This window comes from Pontibacter russatus, from assembly GCF_009931655.1.
Lineage (GTDB): Bacteria > Bacteroidota > Bacteroidia > Cytophagales > Hymenobacteraceae > Pontibacter > Pontibacter russatus.
Map to the genome: position 1 here is coordinate 840113 of NZ_CP047984.1, position 18355 is coordinate 858467.

10 protein-coding genes are annotated in these 18355 nt (G+C 57.3%); 7 read left to right on the forward strand and 3 right to left on the reverse strand.

The genetic code is table 11. The features are described 5' to 3' along the window. Nucleotide 1: 1 nt before the first annotated feature. A complete protein-coding gene (locus GSQ62_RS03460) occupies nucleotides 2–2041 on the reverse strand; it encodes an alpha-1,4-glucan--maltose-1-phosphate maltosyltransferase (protein WP_161888215.1) in 2040 nt (679 codons plus the stop codon). 215 nt (nucleotides 2042–2256) lie between these two features. Between GSQ62_RS03460 and treZ the strand changes: the two genes are divergently transcribed. The 4 genes from treZ (at nucleotide 2257) to malQ (ending at nucleotide 10751) form a co-directional block, all read left to right on the forward strand. Beyond that, nucleotides 2257–4098, forward strand: coding sequence for a malto-oligosyltrehalose trehalohydrolase (gene treZ / locus GSQ62_RS03465; protein WP_161888216.1), 1842 nt, complete (start codon nucleotides 2257–2259; stop codon nucleotides 4096–4098). 74 nt (nucleotides 4099–4172) lie between these two features. Beyond that, nucleotides 4173–6569, forward strand: coding sequence for a DUF3536 domain-containing protein (locus GSQ62_RS03470; RefSeq protein ID WP_237586950.1), 2397 nt, complete (start codon nucleotides 4173–4175; stop codon nucleotides 6567–6569). Next, complete coding sequence (gene treY, locus GSQ62_RS03475) at nucleotides 6523–9234, forward strand: malto-oligosyltrehalose synthase (RefSeq protein WP_161888217.1); 2712 nt, start codon at nucleotides 6523–6525, stop codon at nucleotides 9232–9234. Before GSQ62_RS03470 ends, treY begins: the two co-directional genes overlap by 47 nt. Continuing rightward, nucleotides 9231–10751, forward strand: coding sequence for a 4-alpha-glucanotransferase (gene malQ / locus GSQ62_RS03480; RefSeq protein WP_161888218.1), 1521 nt, complete (start codon nucleotides 9231–9233; stop codon nucleotides 10749–10751). The genes treY and malQ overlap by 4 nt, the downstream gene beginning before the upstream one ends. A gap of 500 nt (nucleotides 10752–11251) precedes the next feature. Here malQ and GSQ62_RS03485 read toward each other — a convergent pair whose 3' ends face one another. Then, the gene (locus GSQ62_RS03485; protein WP_202621832.1) at nucleotides 11252–12085 is read right to left on the reverse strand and encodes a murein L,D-transpeptidase catalytic domain family protein; all 834 of its coding nucleotides are present in this window, start codon (nucleotides 12083–12085) and stop codon (nucleotides 11252–11254) included. Nucleotides 12086–12255: 170 nt separating this feature from the next. Here GSQ62_RS03485 and GSQ62_RS03490 point away from each other — a divergent pair, with 170 nt between their 5' ends. After that, entirely contained in the window at nucleotides 12256–13626 is a 1371-nt protein-coding gene (locus GSQ62_RS03490) for a peptidoglycan DD-metalloendopeptidase family protein (protein ID WP_161888219.1), read from the forward strand. A gap of 118 nt (nucleotides 13627–13744) precedes the next feature. After that, complete coding sequence (locus tag GSQ62_RS03495; protein WP_161888220.1) at nucleotides 13745–14644, forward strand: Ppx/GppA phosphatase family protein; 900 nt, start codon at nucleotides 13745–13747, stop codon at nucleotides 14642–14644. Nucleotides 14645–14865: 221 nt separating this feature from the next. Here GSQ62_RS03495 and ppk1 read toward each other — a convergent pair whose 3' ends face one another. Continuing rightward, nucleotides 14866–16968 (reverse strand): polyphosphate kinase 1, encoded by a 2103-nt coding sequence (gene ppk1 / locus GSQ62_RS03500; protein WP_161888221.1) that lies wholly within the window; start codon nucleotides 16966–16968, stop codon nucleotides 14866–14868. Between the two features lie 299 nt (nucleotides 16969–17267). Between ppk1 and GSQ62_RS03505 the strand changes: the two genes are divergently transcribed. Further along, nucleotides 17268–18209 (forward strand): DUF5996 family protein, encoded by a 942-nt coding sequence (locus GSQ62_RS03505; RefSeq protein ID WP_161888222.1) that lies wholly within the window; start codon nucleotides 17268–17270, stop codon nucleotides 18207–18209. The last annotated feature ends 146 nt before the right edge of the window (nucleotides 18210–18355 follow it).

Sequence of the window (18355 nt, forward strand, 5' to 3'; positions counted from 1 at the left end):
TTTAGTCATGGTCGGATGCCAGCCAGGTATTGTCTACACTCCAGTTGCTGGCTTTGCTCGAGTCGGCATGTGCCGCCCCGCTAGCTGCATCCTCTATGCGCAGCACGTGCACCGGCATCTCGTGCGGACGGAGCTCCACGTAGTTCCACTCGTCCGTCCAGGTATATTTGCGCTCAGTCAGCAGGTCGTGTACCACGTACTGTCCGTTGCCCATGTTCATTTTGGAGAGTGGCACCTGCACCCAACCCGCCTGCGTGTTGTGCGGGTCAAGGTTCACGACAACCACTATTTTGTTCCGGAAGTCGCTGCTCCACTTGGCATAGCACACAAAGGCCGGGTTGTCGGCTCCCCCGAAGGCCACATTCCAGGTGGTCTGCAGGGCCGGGTTCACCTTGCGTATCCGGTTAATGAGGGTAATCACCTCCCGTATCTTCGTCAGCTTGCCCCAGTCCCAGTGCTTGACCTCGTACTTCTCCGAGTCGAGGTACTCTTCCTTGCCGGGCACCGGGGTGGCTATGCCAAACTCATATACCGGGCCATATAAGCCGTAGTTAGATGACAGCGTGGCCGCCATCACCAGCCGGGTGATATGCGCCGGCTCCCCGCCGTCCTGCAGCACAGGCGGGTTGATGTCCGGGGTGTTGGGCCAGAAGTTAGGCCGGAAGTAGTCGCGCATCTCCGTCTGCGTCAGTTCCTCCATATACTGGCGCAGTTCCTCGGGTGAGTTGCGCCAGGTATAATAGGTATAGGACTGTGTGAACCCTAGTTTCGCGAGTCGCTCCATCACGCGCGGGCGTGTAAAGGCCTCCGCCAGGAAAATCACCTCCGGGTGGGCCTTGTGAATGTCAGCAATCACCCATTCCCAGAAAGAGAAAGCCTTGGTGTGCGGGTTATCCACCCGGAACACCACCACGCCCTGGTCTATCCAATGCTGCAGCACCCGCCGCAGTTCCTGCCACAGGTTCTGCCAGTCCTCGGTCTCAAAATTCACGGGCAGCACGTCCTGGTATTTCTTGGGGGGATTCTCGGCATACTGCACCGTGCCGTCCGGCCGCCACTTAAACCATTGCGGATGCTCTTTTACGTAAGGGTGGTCCGGGGAGCACTGGATGGCGAAGTCAAGGGCCACCTCGATGCCGTGCTCCTTTGCCTGCTTCACAAAGTGCCGGAAATCATCCAGTGTGCCCAGCTCCGGCAGGATGGCGTCGTGGCCTCCCTCGGCACCGCCGATTGCCCACGGCGAGCCGGGCTCGCCGGGCTGGGAGGAAGGATTGTTGTTCTTGCCTTTTCTGAAAGCCTCCCCGATGGGGTGGATGGGCGGCAGGTAGATGGTGTCGAAGCCCATCTCGGCAATGCGGGGCAAGAGCCGCTCACAGTCCTTAAATGTGCCGTGCTGCCCCGCCTGCTGCGCCGCAGACCTCGGGAAGAACTCGTACCAGGCGCTGAAGAGGGCTTTCTGCCGCTCCACGTCCAGTTGCAGTCGCTTGTCGTAGGTGGTCACGTTCTCCCGCTCCGCGCCCGCCCGCATCTGCTCCGAGGTGTCGGCGCTGGTGGCGAGCGCCACGGCATCGGCCTGGTTCGGGTTGTGGCGCAGCTGGTGCGCAATGCCATAGAGCTGTTCCTGCTGCTGGCCTTGTGCTTTCGCGGCCGTCTCCTCCAGCATCTGCGCCCCTATCTGCAACTCTACCGTTACGTCCTGGTTCGCCTCAAACTTTTTCTTCAACCCTTTCTGCCAGGTGTAAAAATGGTCCACCCACCCCTCCAGGGTATACTCATAGCGCCCCATGGCGTCAGGGGTGAACGTGGCCTGCCAACTGTCATTGCCCAGGAACTCCATCGGCACGGCCGTCCAGTTCTCTGAGTCTGTGGAGGTGTTGCGGTACAGCAGCTGCGCTTTCACTTCGTCATGCCCGTCGCCGAAAATGTCGGCTGTCACGGTCATCTCCTCTCCCACTACCCGCTTGGCGGGGAATCTCCCGCAGTTTATCTCTGGTTTTACATGTTCTATAACGACGCGTTTTTTTCCTTCAAGTTGTTCCATGTAGTAGCTCTGCTTTGTCCCCTGTAGTTACTGTGCTCGGATAAATAGGTTGCGGACAATATTCCATAATTGCAAATTTGGGCCATCACCGCACGAATACCCGTAGCAAAGTAATAAATTCTTTGTCCGGCCACATGCGTGTTTTCACCAAAACTGCACAACCTTAGGCCCCCGATGCAAGTTAATACGTGCTGTGAAAAACCCTAAATTTATATATGTCAATCGCAAGGAAGATAGGAGCAGAATACCAGCCCGAGAAGGGAACGACCTTCACGGTCTGGGCCCCGAAAGCGGAGCAGGTGGAATTGACACTCGAAAATCCAGACCCGGAGAGGATACCCCTGCAGCGCGAAGCCTTCGGCTACTGGACGGCCCTGGCAGCGGACGCCGGACACGGCACCCGCTATAGGTACACGCTGGATGGGGAGAAAGTGCGACCCGACCCCGCCTCGCAGTTTCAGCCGGACGGCGTGCATGCCGCCTCTGCCGTAGTCGACCACACCCGCTTTGCCTGGACAGATGCGACCTGGAAGGGGCTGCCGCTGGAGCAGCTGATTATATATGAACTGCATGTGGGCACCTTCAGCGAAGAAGGCACGTTTGAGGGGGCCATAAAGCACTTGCCTGAGCTGAAGGACCTGGGCGTCACGGCCATCGAGCTTATGCCGGTTGCCGAGTTCCCGGGGAGCCGGAACTGGGGCTACGACGGCGTGTTCCCGTTTGCTGCCCAGAGCACCTACGGGGGGCCACAGGGCCTCAAAATGCTGGTGGATGCCTGCCACGAACAGGGAATCTCCGTGGTGCTGGACGTAGTCTACAACCACATGGGCCCGGAGGGGAATTACCTGAACGAGTACGGCTATTACTTTACAGACAAGTACAACACCCCCTGGGGCAATGCGCTCAACTTCGACGACGCCCACTCCGACCACGTCCGCAACTTCTTTTTCCAGAACGCGCTCATGTGGCTGCGCGACTTTCACATCGACGCCCTGCGCCTCGATGCCGTGCATGCCATATATGACACCGGTGCCCGGCACTTCCTGCAGGAACTGCGCGAGCAGGTGAACCAGTTGGAGGAGCAGAAAGGACGGAAATTTTTACTGATAGCGGAGAGCGACCAGAGCGACGTGCGCCTGATAAACCCCATCGGGCAAGGGGGATATGGCCTGGACGCGCAGTGGTTCGATGACTACCACCACGCCATCCATACCCTCGTGACGGGCGAACTGGAGGGCTACTTCGAGGATTACGGCAAGCCGGAGCAGTTGCAGAAAGCACTGGAGCACACCTTCGTCTACAACGGCCTCTACTCGGAGCACCGCAAAAAAACATTGGGTACCGACGCGACCGCCAACCCGGCCAGGCAGTTTGTGGTCTGCTCCCAGAACCACGACCAGACAGGCAACCGGATGCGGGGCGAGCGCCTCACGCAGTTGGTTCCCTTCGAGATGCTGAAACCTGTTGCGGGGCTGGTGCTGCTTTCTCCCTATGTCCCCATGCTGTTTATGGGGGAGGAATACGGCGAGGAGAACCCCTTCCTTTACTTTGTGAGCCATACCGACGAAAACCTGGTGGAGGCGGTTCGAGAAGGAAGGAAAGCAGAATTTGCGTACTTTGCAGGAAAAGGCGAGGCGCCGGACCCGCAAAGCGAGGAAACGTTCTACCGCTCCAGGCTACAGCGGGGCTATCAAACGAATGAGCAACAGCACAAATTACGGGAGTTTTACAAGGCACTCATCAACCTTCGGAAAGCAGCCCCTGCCCTTGCGCGTCCGGACAAGCCATATATGCAGGTAAAAATGGAGGAGGAGAAACTTGTGCTGCACCTGGTTCATACAGGCCAGGAACCACATCTCTACTGCCTGTTTAACATAAGCGATCAACCACAGAACACAAAGCTGCTGCCGGTCGCTGCAAGTTCCTGGAAAACCGTTCTGCATTCTGCCGACACGGCCTGGGGAGGCCCCGGCGCTGACATGCCGCAGGCGCTTCAGGAGGGCTCTTCCGTACTTTTGCCGCCCGCATCGTTACTCATTTTTGAACAAGAGAAATAAATGGACAAGTATATCTGTATTCACGGGCACTTTTACCAGCCCCCCGCGAGAACCCCTGGCTGAATGACGTAGAGTTGCAGGAGTCTGCCGCTCCTTACCACGACTGGAACGAGCGGATCACAGACGAATGCTACGCCCGCAACTCCGCCTCCCGTATTCTGGGGGAGCAGGGAAAGATCGTGGACATCATCAACAACTACGCCCGCATCAGCTTCAACTTCGGCCCCACCCTGCTGGAGTGGATGAAAAAGAAAGAGCCGGAAACCTACCAGGCCATACTCGAGGCCGACAAAGAGAGCCTAGCGCGGTTTTCGGGCCACGGCTCCGCCATGGCACAGGTATACAACCACATCATCATGCCCCTGGCCAACGAGCGCGACAAGCACACGCAGGTAATATGGGGTATATATGATTTCAGGAACCGCTTTGGGCGCGATCCGGAAGGCATGTGGCTTGCCGAGACGGCCGCCGACACGCCCACGCTGGAGGTGCTGGCCGCGCACGGCATCAGGTTCACCATCCTGTCGCCGTATCAGGCCCGCCGGTTCCGCAAAATCGGGGAAAAGGAGTGGCAGCACGCAGAGGGTGCCAACATCAACCCGCGGCGGCCTTACCTGTGCAAGCTGCCCTCCGGGAATGAGATTGTGCTGTTCTTTTATGACGGGCCGGTGTCGCAGGGCATCGCCTTTGAGAAGCTGCTGGAGCGGGGCGAGGATTTTGCCAGCCGCCTGGTGAATGCCCTCGACCCCAACAGCGCAGAGCCGCAGCTGATGCACATCGCCACCGACGGCGAGACCTACGGCCACCACCACCGCTTCGGCGAGATGGCCCTCTCCTACGCCCTCAACCATATAGAGGAGGCGCAGCTGGCGCAGGTAACGGTATATGGCGAGTTCCTTCAGAAATTCCCCCCGGAGTATGAGGCCGAAATCATAGAAGACACCTCCTGGAGCTGTGCCCACGGCGTGGAGCGCTGGCGCAGCAACTGCGGCTGCAACACCGGCGGCAACGGCGGCTGGGACCAGGAGTGGCGCGGGCCGCTCCGCGATGCCTTGGACTGGCTGCGCGACGAGCTCACGCCGCTCTTCGAGCGCGAAATGGACAAGCTGGGTGCCGACCCCTGGGTAACGCGCAACGCCTATATACAGGTGGTCATGGACCGCTCCGAGAAAAACGTGGAGGCGTTTATCCAGCGCCACACTTCGTACGAGCTCAGCCGGGACGAGAAAACCAGGTTCCTGAAACTGCTGGAGATGCAGTACCACACGCTGCTCATGTACACCAGCTGCGGCTGGTTCTTCGACGAGGTGACGGGCCTCGAAACCGTGCAGGACATCTACTATGCGGCCAGGGCCATCCAGCTGGCGCAGGACCTGGGCAAAAAAGACTACGAGACGCCATTTGTGAACCTGCTGGAACTGGCCAGGAGCAACCACAAGGAAAAGGAGAACGCGGCACGGGCCTATATAAAATCCGTGAAGCCTACCATCATCAACCTGCTGCGCGTGGGTGCCCACTATGCCGTGTCCTCGCTCTTTGCGGAACACACCAGGAAACTCGAGCTCTACAGCTACCAGGCCATCTCGCAGGAATATGAGCTGATGGAGGCCGGTCGGCAGAAACTGGCTGTGGGCCGCGCTAAAATACGCTCAATTGTCACCTGGGAGGAGGAGGTGATCACCTTCGGGGTGCTGCACCTCGGCGACCACCAGCTGTTCGGCGGCGTGCGCGAGTTCATGAGCCTGGAGGACTACGGCAACCTGCGCTCCGAGCTGCACACCGCCTTCAACCGGGGCAACGTAAGCGAGGTCATCATGCTGCTCGACAAGCACTTCGAGTCCCACAACTACTCCTTCTGGCACCTCTTCAAGGATGACCAGAAGAAGATTCTGGACCAGGTGCTGGAGCATGCCATGGAGAACGTGGAAAACAACTTCCAGCAGATCTACGACAACAACTACCCGCTGATGGCGGCCATCAAAACACTGGGCATGAAGCTGCCCCGGCCCCTGCAGACCACCGTCGAGTACATCGTCAACACCAAGCTGCTGCGGGAGTTCGAATCAGAGCAGCCTGACACGAACGAAATCAAAAAGCTGCTGGACGAGACAAAGCGCATGAAGGTGAAGCTCAATTTCGATACGCTGGATTTTGCCGCCTCGCAGCGCGTGGAACGTCTGATGAAACAAGTGCAGGAACAGCCAAACGACACCGAGACGGTGGAGATGCTCATCGCCCTGCTGAAGGTGCTGGAGAAATCGAAACTGGCCCCAGACTACTGGCAGGCGCAGAACATCGCTTTCCGGATGCAGCAAACGGTGTACGAAGACTATATAAAACGCTCTGAGAAAGGCGACAACGAGGCCGCGCAATGGCTTGAAAAATTTGATACGCTCTGCTCAAACCTAAACCTGAAAACAAAACATGGTATACATTCCGTCGGCCACTTACAGGCTTCAAGTATCGTCTAAATTCACACTTCAGCAGGTGCGGGAGATTATTCCCTACCTGCACGAGCTGGGCATCAGCACCGTTTACTCGGCTCCCCTCTTCTGCTCGCGCCCCGGCAGCGAGCACGGCTACGACGTCACCGCCCCCTACGATATAAACCCGGAGGTAGGCACCAAACAGGAACTGAAGCAGATTTCGGAGGAGCTCAAGAGCAGGGGCATGGGCTGGCTGCAGGACATCGTGCCCAACCATATGGCCTACCACCCCGCCAACGTCTGGCTGATGGACGTGCTGGAGAAAGGTCCGCAGTCGCACTTCTACACCTTCTTTGACATTGACTTCCACCACCCCGACTTCTCAGGCCAGGTGATGGTGCCTTTTCTGGGGGATTCGTTGGAAGAGGTGATGAAGCAGAATCAGCTAAAGCTCTCTTTTAGCGAGAAGGGCTTTCACCTGAACTATTACGAAAGCGCCTATCCGGTGAGTGTGGCCTCCTACAGGGCGCTTCTGGAGCAGGCGCAACAGGAGTCAGGAGAGCCGGAGGTAAGCACCCAGACGCAGCAGGCGCTGAAGGAGCTGCAGACCCTGGAGAGCGAAGACAGCCTGACGCCCGCTGCCTGGGACAACTTCAAGAAGAAACTAGCCGGTAAGCCCCAGCTGCGGCAGGCGCTGGAGCAGGCAACAGAAAGCATCAACAACGATAACACGAAGTTGCAGGCGCTACTGGGGCAGCAGCATTATATCCTCTGCCACTGGCAGGAGACGGAGACGCGCATCAACTTCCGCCGGTTCTTCACCGTCAACGACCTGATCTGCCTGCGCATGGAGCTGCCGGAGGTGTTCGACCAGTATCACCAGTTCATCCGGCAGCTCTGCGAACAGGGGCTGCTGCAGGGGCTGCGGGTAGACCACGTGGACGGCCTCTTCGACCCCATCACTTACCTCAAGCGCCTGCGCAAACTGGCCGGGCCGGAGTCCTACATCGTGGTGGAGAAAATTCTGGAGGGCGAGGAGCAACTGCCGGAGCGCTGGCCGATCGAGGGCAACAGCGGCTACGACTTTCTGGCCTGGGTAAGCAATTTATATACCTCCGGCGCGGGCCGCCGCAAACTCACGCAGATATATAGCCGCCTGGTGCCAAACGCGCCCACCAACTACGAGCAACTGGTGTTCGACAAGAAAATGTTCATCCTGAAAAACCAGATGCAGGGCGAGTTGAGCAACCTCCTGCGCCTGCTGCAGGAGCGCCACCTTATTCCGCTGGAGCCGGAGGAGGAGTGGCGGAAAGCGCTGGCGGTGCTGCTGTGCGCCTGGCCGGTGTACTGTATATATGGCAACCGCCTGCCCCTGTCGAAAGATGAGATGGCCGTGGTAGACAAGGCCTTTGAGGAGGCGCACAAGCAGGCCCCGGAGTTGCAGGAGCGGTTCCGGCAGTTGCACCACCTGTTCACGCTGCAGCCCGGCGACACTGAGCAGACCACGCACGACAAGCTTTACTTCGTGATGCGCAGCCAGCAGTTCACGGGGCCGCTGGCGGCAAAGGGCGTGGAAGACACCACCTTCTACAACTATAACCGCCTCATCTCCCTCAACGAGGTGGGAAACAGCCCGGACATCTTCCACCTGGACGACGAAGCGTTCCATGAGCGGATGCTATACAGGCAGCGCGTGTACCCGCACTCCATCAACGCCACCGCCACCCACGACACCAAACGCGGCGAGGGGGCCCGCATTCGCCTGAACGTGCTGAGCGAGATGCCCGAGGAGTGGGAAACCAGGGTGCAGGAGTGGCTGGAAATCAGCAGGAAGTACACGACCAAACCAACCACCAACGACCTGTATTTCCTCTTCCAGACGCTGATTGGCGTATTGCCGTTGAGCGGCGAGGCCGACGAGTCTATTGTGGAGCGGCTGCAGGAGTACCTGCAGAAGGCGCTGCGCGAGGCAAAGGTAAAAACAGACTGGTCGGAGCCGAACGAGCCGTACGAGCAGGCCGTGAAAGACCTGGTGCGGCAACTGCTGCTGGAAGACGAAGGCTTTATGGAGTCGTTCCGGCCTTTCTTCCATAAAGTGGCGCACTACGGATGGCTATATGCCCTCTGCCAACCGCTGCTGAAAGTGACCTGCCCCGGCGTGCCCGACATATACCAGAGCACCGAGCTGTGGGACCTGAGCCTGGTGGACCCGGACAACCGCCGCCCCGTGGACTACAACCTGCGCCTGGAGTACCTGCACGAGCTGAAGCAACAGGAGCAGCAGAAGGGCAGCGAAAGCCTGCACCAGCAACTGCTCCAAAACCCCGATGATGCCAAAGTAAAGCTGTACCTGCTGTACAAGGCACTTAACAAACGCCGCGAGCTACAGCCGCTGTTCGACGCCGGGGACTATATACCGCTACAGGTACAGGGCGTACACAAGCACCGCATTGTGGCTTTCGCCCGCCGCCACCAGCACCAATGGGCCGTGGTGGTGGTGCCGCTGCGACTGGCCAGCCTCATCAGCAAGGAAGAACTGCCCCTCGGCCAGCATATATGGGAAGACACCACCGTCACGCTGCCCGAAGGCGCACCGGCACAGTGGCAGCAGGTATTTGGCGGAGAAACCGTCTCGGCCAATGGCAACCTCAGCATAGCCGACGCATTGAACACATTTCCAGTAGCATTTTTAACCGCGACAACTGTATGATCATACCTAACCGGAGTGCCGGCCTTCTGCTGCACATCACCTCGCTCCCCTCCCGCTTCGGCATCGGGGATTTGGGCCCCGAGGCCTACCATTTTGCCGACCTGCTGCAGGAAGCCGGGCAGAAATACTGGCAGATTCTCCCCCTTAACCCCACAGAGGGCGGCTACGGCCACTCCCCTTACAGCAGCCACTCGGCCTTTGCCGGAAACCCGCTGCTCATCAGCCCCGAGCTGCTGGTGGAGGAAGGCCTGCTTCAGAGAAAGGATCTGGACACTGGCGTAGAGTTCCGGGAAGACCGGGTAGAATATGATAAGGTGGCGGATTATAAGCTAAAGCTCTGGCAGCTGGCTTTTCAGAATTTCCGGGAGCAGGCTGACGCGGAGGCGCAGAAAGAATACAAAGACTTTCAGCGCGAGCACCAGGCGTGGCTGCCGGATTTCGCGCTGTTCTCGGCCTTCAAAAAGAATTTCGGAAACAGAAGCTGGGTAGAGTGGCCGACCGAAATAAAGCAGCGTGCTGAGGAAAGCATGAACGCACTCGCCAGCGAAATGGAAGACGAGGTGGAGTTCGAGATATTTCTGCAGTTCCTGTTCTACAGGCAGTGGGAAAAGCTGAAGCAGTACTGCCACGGTAAGGGAATCATATTCTTTGGCGATATGCCCTTTTACGTAAGCCACGACAGCGCCGACGTGTGGTCGAACCCGGCATACTTTAAACTGGATGAGCAGGGAAACGCCACGGGCTTATCGGGTGTGCCGCCGGATTTCTTCAGCGAGACCGGCCAGCTGTGGGGCACGCCGGTGTTCGACTGGAAAGCACTTGCAAAGCATGGTTACGACTGGTGGATACGCCGCATCGACCATAACCTGCGTTTGTTTGGGCTGCTGCGCCTCGACCATTTCCGGGCCTTCTCAGCCTACTGGGAAGTGCCCGCCGGAGAAGACACGGCCAGGAACGGCTCCTGGCAACAATCACCGGGGGCCGACATTCTGCACCTCCTGCAGAAAAAGCACCCCCAGATGCCAATCATTGCGGAGGACCTGGGAGAGATAGACCAGCCGGTGCGGGACCTGATAAAGCAGTTTGACCTGCCGGGCATGCTGGTGCTGATCTTCGCCTTTGTCTCGGATGAGAAAGCGTTTGAGGGCTCTTTTATGCCCCACAACCACACGCGCAACAGCATAGTATATACCGGCACCCACGACAACAGCACGGTGGTGGCCTGGTTTAAGGAGGCGAAAGCCGGTGACAGGAAAAGCCTCAGCGACTACGCTTTCCATGAGCTGTCGGAAGAAAACGTGCATGAGGTGATGGGGCGGCTGGCGCTGGCCTCAGTGGCGCAACTGGCGGTGCTGCCGGTGCAGGACGTGCTGGGCCTGGGGAAAGAAGCGACTATGAACAAACCCTCTACGGCAAGGGGAAACTGGGAGTGGCGCCTGAAGCGAAACGAGTTCAACAGGAAACATGCGCAGAAGCTCCATGCGCTCACGAAACTATATGGCAGGATGCCTGAATAGGAAAACTTACCATATCGCCTGAAGGAAGGCATGATAAATATAGAAAGATGTATTTTGAAAGCGCCCCATAGCATTCAAGCTATGGGGCGCTTCTTTGGCAGCACAGAGCGCAGCCGGAGCTTATATATCCCGGTAGTGTTAAAGAAGTAATGATAGTTTAAATTTACAGTAGAGGCTGCCCTCGTCCCGGCAACTGTCGGGATGCGAGCTACTGGGCGGCCTCTGGCCGACAAACAGTCAATAAGTAAAACGAAAAAATGAGGCGGGACGCCTCCATATAGCTCACACCCCGAAAGCGTTCGGGGCAAGGGCATCGCATTACTTCTGGGATACTACCTATATCCAAACTTCGCGCTGCCGGCAAGCAACTCCTATATGTTTGTATTTATGTTTGTGTTGATGGAGGAAACAGCCTTCCGGGACATTTTTCATCCCGTTAATATATAACCACCGCCCACTGACTCAACCAAAACTTGTCATTGGCTTTGGATGGCTTTACATCAGGTGTTGTTCAGCGGCGCTATCTCCTTGCTTCTTTCGCTCACCAACTCGGCCATGGCCGACAAGTGGTCGAGGTACTGCGACGTGTAAGCATCAGATGCGGCGTGGGCATATATAGCTGTGCCGCCTTTTACAGCATTTATAATCTCGTCATGCTGCTCCATGGGCAAGGCCGGGCAGCCAAGGCTGCGCCCCAGGCGACCAGCCTGCTCAATAAAATCCTCCGTGGCATACGCTGCGCCGTGCATCACAATGCAGCGGTCCCGGGCATTGGTGTTGAAACCCTCGTCCAGCCCCTCCAGCCTCAGTGAAAGCCCATGCTTGCCATAGTAGGTATTGTCGGTGACATAAAACCCGATGCTGCTCATATAGGACTCGTTATCGTTAGAGAAATTCTCGGCATACTCCTGACCGGAGTTGCGCCCATGCGACACGTACGTATTGAAGAGAATCTCTTTTTTTTCGATGTCCACCACCCAGAGCCGCTTTTCGTTGGATGACTTGGTGAAGTCGATGATGGTAATGACCGGCTTGTCCGACACCTGCCCCTTGCGCTTCATGTTGTAGTAGCCAGCCAGGGCCTTGTCGAACACCTCGAACCGGAGGCCCGTTTCCTGCAGGTTCATATAGCTGTAGAGGTTAAAGGCCACCTGGTTGAACTTCATCAACTTGTAGCCTGTTACCCTGTCTCTGATCTTCCGCATGTCAGGCTTCGGCTTGGCCGCCCCCACGTTCACGGGGGTCGCGAAAGGCGTCAGCACCAGCGGGGCAAACAGCGGCAGCAGGCTCTTGGCCAGCTTTCGTTTGGCGTATCTCCATCTTGGTCTTCTCATCTTGCTCAGATTTTGGCCCAACTACATTGTACGGGCAACAGGCGGCACGGTTAATTACAATTCGCCACTGTATGGATTTTTGGTGTCGGAAGCTAAAACCAAACCCTCGAGGTATCATTTTTGACTGAATCGCTGTAAACAACATAAGTGCAGCGCTACTTGTAAACACGATGACCATCCAAGACAAAAATAGATTTATTTATATAGGCTATATCCTCCTGCTCCTGCTGGCCGCCGGTTGCAGTGGCAAGCAGACGCTGCGCGGCGTGTTCAGCAAAAACCTGACGCCCCACGAAAAGTATGCAGCCAAGCTGAAAGAAACCGGCCTGGACCAAACCGCCCTGGGGCAGGAATGGCTGCAGGCAGGGCAAGCGGCCTTGCAGGACTCCATCACCGTGTCGCTGCCGTTCAAAGAGACTGGCTATTTTTCGGCTGCCGAGCCGCGGGCACTTGCCTATCGCTTCGATGCCAGAGAGGGCGAGCGCATCGTGGTGAACCTGGAGATGCAGGCAAGGGAGCAGGTGCTGGTGTTCATGGACTTGTTTGGGGCCCCCGAAACCCCGACAGAGGAAGCCCGCCGCGTAGCCTCCGCTGACACCACCGCTACCTCCCTAAGCCACGAGGTGGACGATGACCTGCCCCATATATTGCGCGTACAGCCGGAATTGCTCCGCAGCGGGCAATACACTGTCACCATCCAGTCCGAGCCCACCCTGGCTTTTCCGGTGGAGGGCAAATCCAGCCGCCACATCGCCAGCATCTGGGGCGATCCCAGGGATGGAGGCGCCCGCCTACATGAAGGCGTGGATATCTTTGCGCCAAGAGGCACTCCGGCCATTGCCTCCACCGAAGGTGTCATAACCCGCGTAAACGTAACGCCGCGCGGCGGAAAGGTGGTGTGGTTATCTGACATCAGCCGCAGGCAAAACCTGTACTACGCCCACCTCGACAGCCAGCTGGTGGCGCCGGGCCAGCGGGTGCAGATTGGCGACACGCTCGGCCTGATCGGCAACACCGGCAACGCCATCACCACTGCTCCGCATTTACATTTTGGTATATACCGCTCCGGACGCGGCGCCACCAACCCCTACCCATACCTCCACGATAGCGGCGAGGCTGTGCCCGCCATAGCAGTTGACACAACACTGCTCGCCAACTGGGTGCGCGTGGCGGTAAAGGCGGCCAACATACGCCTGCAGCCCTCCACTAAGTCTGCTATATATGCCACCCTGCCGCAGCATACGCCGCTGCAAGTCACCGGCGCCGCCGCCGACTGGTACCGTGTGGCCCTGCCCAGCGGCACCGAAGCTTATATAGCCGGCAGCCTGGTAGAAGCCGCCACAAATCCCGTGACCTACGAAAAACTGGCTACCGCAGCTGATTTGCTGGATGAGGCACATCCGCTTGCCGCGCCGAAAGACAGCCTTTCTGCCGGCAGCAGCGTAGCTGTGCTGGGCGGATACAACGGCTTTAAACTGGTGCGCAACGAGCGAGGGGAACTGGGCTGGATAAACACTGCGGGGCCGGTGAGCTTACGATAAACTGCAGGCGGGTTTATATATACCGAAGCCTGGCTGCCCCGGCTAACAGCCTTGGCGGCTGCCCGGAAGATATTTTCTGCTTATATTTACCCGGAAGTCAACCAAACACGCCAAGCATTTGAAGTTAGCAGCCATTGACATCGGATCGAACGCGGTGAGATGCCAGATCTCCAACGTGCTCAACCAGAACGGCCATGTGCTTTTTAAAAAAGTGGAGTACGTGCGCTACCCAATCCGTTTCGGGGAGGATGTGTTCAGCACAGGCCATATAAGCGAGTACAAGATTGAGAAGTTTGTAAAGCTCCTGCACGCCTTCAAGCTGCTGCTGGACGTACACGACGTGGACCACCACATGATCTGCGCCACCTCGGCTATGCGATCTTCGCACAACGCGCCGGAGATTCTGGAGCGGGTGCAGCAGCAGCTGGGCATGGAGATACAGGTGATCGACGGCGAGACGGAAGCCGAGCTGATCAACAAGGTGATATACAACTTCCTCGACGAGCGGAATTACCTGCACATCGACGTGGGCGGCGGCAGCACCGAGTTCAACATCTATGTGAACCGGGAGAAGAAAGCGTCGCAGTCGTTTGAGCAGGGCTCTATCCGGCACATGCACCACCGCGAGTCATCGCAGCTCTGGAACATCATGCGCCTGTGGATTGAGACCAATGCCAAAAAACACCACCTGTCGCGCGCCATCGGCACGGGCGGCAACATCAACAAGATTTTTGAGCTGGCCGGGAAAGTGACGGGCAGGCCCATCTTCCGGAAGCAGATAGAAGAAGTGGTGGCCCGCATCAGCCCCATGACCCTGGAGGAACGACAGACAGAACTTCTCCTGAACCCGGACCGTGCTGACGTGATTGTACCCGCCTCGGAGATATACCTCTCGGCCATGAAGTGGGCAAAAGTAGAAAGCATGATTGTGCCCGCCGTAGGCCTGAAGGACGGAATGCTCCACGCGCTCTACGAGCAACACCACCCCGAGCGCTTCGTTATCGACAAAATCAACTAATCATTTAACAGTTATCAATTAACATTTATCATTGCGGGTATATAAAACCTTAGAGCGGCTGCAGCCCCTTCTCAGGAAGATAAGCTGCAGCCACTCTAAGGTTTGCTGGTGAAGTCAGGATATATAAACTCAAACATTACCCAGCAAATAATGCTATATAAGATGGTGCCTTCTCATCCATATATGGCTACCCCAGCTGATAAATGACAATTGATAAATGCCTACACCAGTTCGCCTTCCTGCACCTCGTGGCAGTACCGGTTGAAGAACAGCTTGTGGATGTCCACCACCTCCTCGTTGACGCCAGCTCGCTTCTTTATATAGGTGCCGTCCTCGCGCATGATGTAGGAGTTATTGTTGTCCTGCAGGTTGTAGTATAAAATATTGATCACCTCCTTTTTCAGCTCCTCGTTCACGATGAGGAACAGTGCTTCGATGCGCCGGTCGAAGCTGCGCACCATGATGTCGGCGCTGCCGCTATATACCTTCGGGTCGCCGTTGTTGTGGAAGTAGTACAGGCGCGAGTGCTCCAGGTATTCCCCCACAATAGACTTCACCGTGATGTTCTCGCTCAGCTCCTCACGGCCGGGACGCAGGCAGCAGATTCCCCGCACGATCAGCTTGATCGGCACCCCCGCTTTGGAGGCCTTGTAAAACTCGTCAATCACCTCTTTGTCCTCCAGGGAGTTTATCTTGATGACGATGCCGCTCTTCAGACCCTTCTTGGCGTTGCGGGCCTCGTTCCGGATCAGCTCGATCAGGTGGTGCCGCATGCTCTTCGGGGAGGTCATCAGGTACTTGTACTCGTTCGGGCGGGAGTGGCCGGTGATGACATTGAAGAACTCCGACACGTCGTGCGCATATACCTCGTTCGTGGTCAGCAGGCTCACGTCGGTATAGAGCCGGGCCGTCTGCTCGTTGTAGTTGCCGCTGCCGATGTGTACGTAGCGCGTCACCTTCTCCCCTTCCTTGCGGATGATCATGAGCATCTTGGTGTGCGTCTTGTACTTGCTGATGCCATATATCACGAAGCAGCCGGCCTTCTCCAGGCGCTCCCCTTCGCGTAAATTTCGCTCCTCGTCGAAGCGGGCCTTCACCTCAAACAGCACCGACACGTGCTTGCCGTTCTCCGCCGCCTTCAGCAGCGCCGCCGTCACCCGCGACTGGTCTGCCAGCCTATATATGGTTTGCTTGATGCCGAGCACCAGCGGATCCTCGGCGGCGCGCTCCAGCAGGCTCACCACCGGCTCCATGCTGTTGTAAGGGTGGTGCAGCAGCACGTCGTGGTCTTTCAGGTACTCAAACATGTCCACGCCGTCGCTGGGCAGGCTGAGCGGCGACACCGAGGCGGGCTGCTTAAAGCCCTTGTCCTTGAACTGGCGGTGGTTGATGATCTGCCAGAGGCTGCGCAGGTCCAGCAGGCTGTTGATGGTGAACAGGTTGGCATTGTCGATGACCCAGCGCTCCTTCAGCACCTTCATTAGCAACTGCGAGGGGTTGCGCTCCACCTCCAGCCGCACCACGCGCCCCTTTTTACGGGTGCGCAGCTTCGCCTTTATCTCCTGCACAAAGTCCGCCTCCAGGTCATCCGACTCCTCCAGCGTATAGTCGCCGTTGCGGGTGATGCGGAACAGGTTTGCCGACACTATCTCCACATTCCGGAAGAGCTTCTTTATCTTGGTGCGGATGATCTCCTCGATGGGCACAAAAATAAGCCGGTCCTTGCGCTGTATCTCGTAAAAGCGGGCCAGGTTCTGGGGTATCTGCACAAACGTGACCCGGTCCTGCGCCTTTTGCTCTTCGGTGGCGCGCGTTATCACGCCAAAGGTCAGCAGCTGGTTCATCAGCAGCGGGAAGCCGTGGTAATTGTCGTACACCATGGGCGTGAGCAGCGGGTAGATGGTGTTTTTAAAGTAGGAGTCCACCTTCTTCTGCTCTACCTCCGTCAGTTCGCCCACCTTCAGTATATCGAACCCGCCTTTTTCGAAGAGCGGCTTCAGCTCGTTGTTGTAGGTCAGGTACTGGTCGTTCACAAAACGGTGGGCGTAGTCCAGCAGCTTTTTCCGGAAAGGCATTTCCCGCAGCCCGGAGTAGTCGGTGCGCTCTTTGCCATAGTCGATGTAATTGTACAAGCTGCCCACCCGGATCATGAAAAACTCATCGAGGTTGGACGCGGTAATGGCCATAAACTTAAGCCGGTCGAACAGGCTCTTGCTGGTGTCGCGCGCCTGGTCCAGCACCCGGTAGTTAAAGCGCAGCCAGCTCAGGTCGCGGCTGATGTATTTACTTCTCTTGATTTGGTCTGAGACCTTGTTTATAAGCATGCTTCCAATTATTTATGCCCCGGACACTCTTTTTCCCTCTCCCGAAGCCACCTGTGTGGTGCAATCCATAATATAACCAGAAAGTATAGGTATTCCTTCATATTGCGAATTTAATTTTTTTAGTCCAATTGTGCAGCCATGCTGCCCCGATTTTGCGCCGCCTTTCCTATATACCCTGCCGCTTGCCGCCTGCTCCCGATATGATACAGCCCAGCTGGCATTCTGCGTACTACTAGTGGGTATTGCCGTACCAGTAAAGTGATACCTTTATATATAGGCTCAGGAAAAAACAGAAAACCATGGAAAAAACCCACATTCCCGAAGAAGCGGCGTACGCATTCCCGCCCTTGCCGCTGGAGGCCTGGGAGCCGACGAAAGACACGCTGCACCTGTACCTGCAGATTGCGGGCAAGATCAGGCTCCAACTGATGCCGCGCCGCAACCACTGGTGGAACATCACCCTGTACGTGACCAGCCGCGGCCTCGGCACCGGCCCCATCCCCTATAAATTTTACACGTTCGAGCTTGAGTTTGATTTCGTGGAGCATCAGTTCCATATCCGCACCAGCACGGGTGCCTCCGAGAGCATTGTGCTGCAGGATGGCCTGAGCGTGTCGACGTTTTATATGCAGGTGATGAAAGCGCTGGAGGTGCTGGGGATTCATGTGGAGATTCTCCCAAAGCCTTACGACAACAAGAGCAAAATCCCCTTTGCCCAGGACCACACGCACGCCTCCTACCAGCCGGAGCAGGTGAACAGTTACTGGCGTGTGCTGGTCACGGTGGATCAGGCGCTGAAGGAGTTCAGCGGCCGCTTTTACGGCAAAGCTTGTCCCGTACACCTCTACTGGCACCACCTGGACCTGACCATGACGCGCTTCTCCGGGAAAAAAGTGCCAGTTAGGCCCGAGGCCAGCACGGTGGAGAAGGATGCCTACTCGCACGAGGTGATCAGCTTCGGCTTCTGGCCCGGCGACGACCAGGTCCGGTTCCCGGCGTTTTACTCCTATACCTTTCCCTCGCCGGAGGGGCTGGACAAAGAGCCGCTCCAGCCTGCCCAGGCCTTGTGGGTAGACTCGAACGGGAGCCCGATGGCCGTGCTGAACTACGAGGAAATGCGGCAGCTCGAAAACCCGCGCCAGGCCCTGCTGGAATTTCTGGAAAGCTGCTACCAGGCCGGGGCCAAACGCGCCAACTGGCCAATAGCAGAACTGCGGGTGCCGCCGCTGGACGAGCTCTAGCACGGCTGGCGGCTAGCAGCAAATAATTCCTAACAAGTATGACTGATGCAGCTGACCGGAAAAAGCCGCAGGCGTCGCGGAGACTTCAGAAGGCAGTGGAGGAAAAAGCACTGGGCTGCCGGAAACATGCTTCCGGCAGCCCAGCT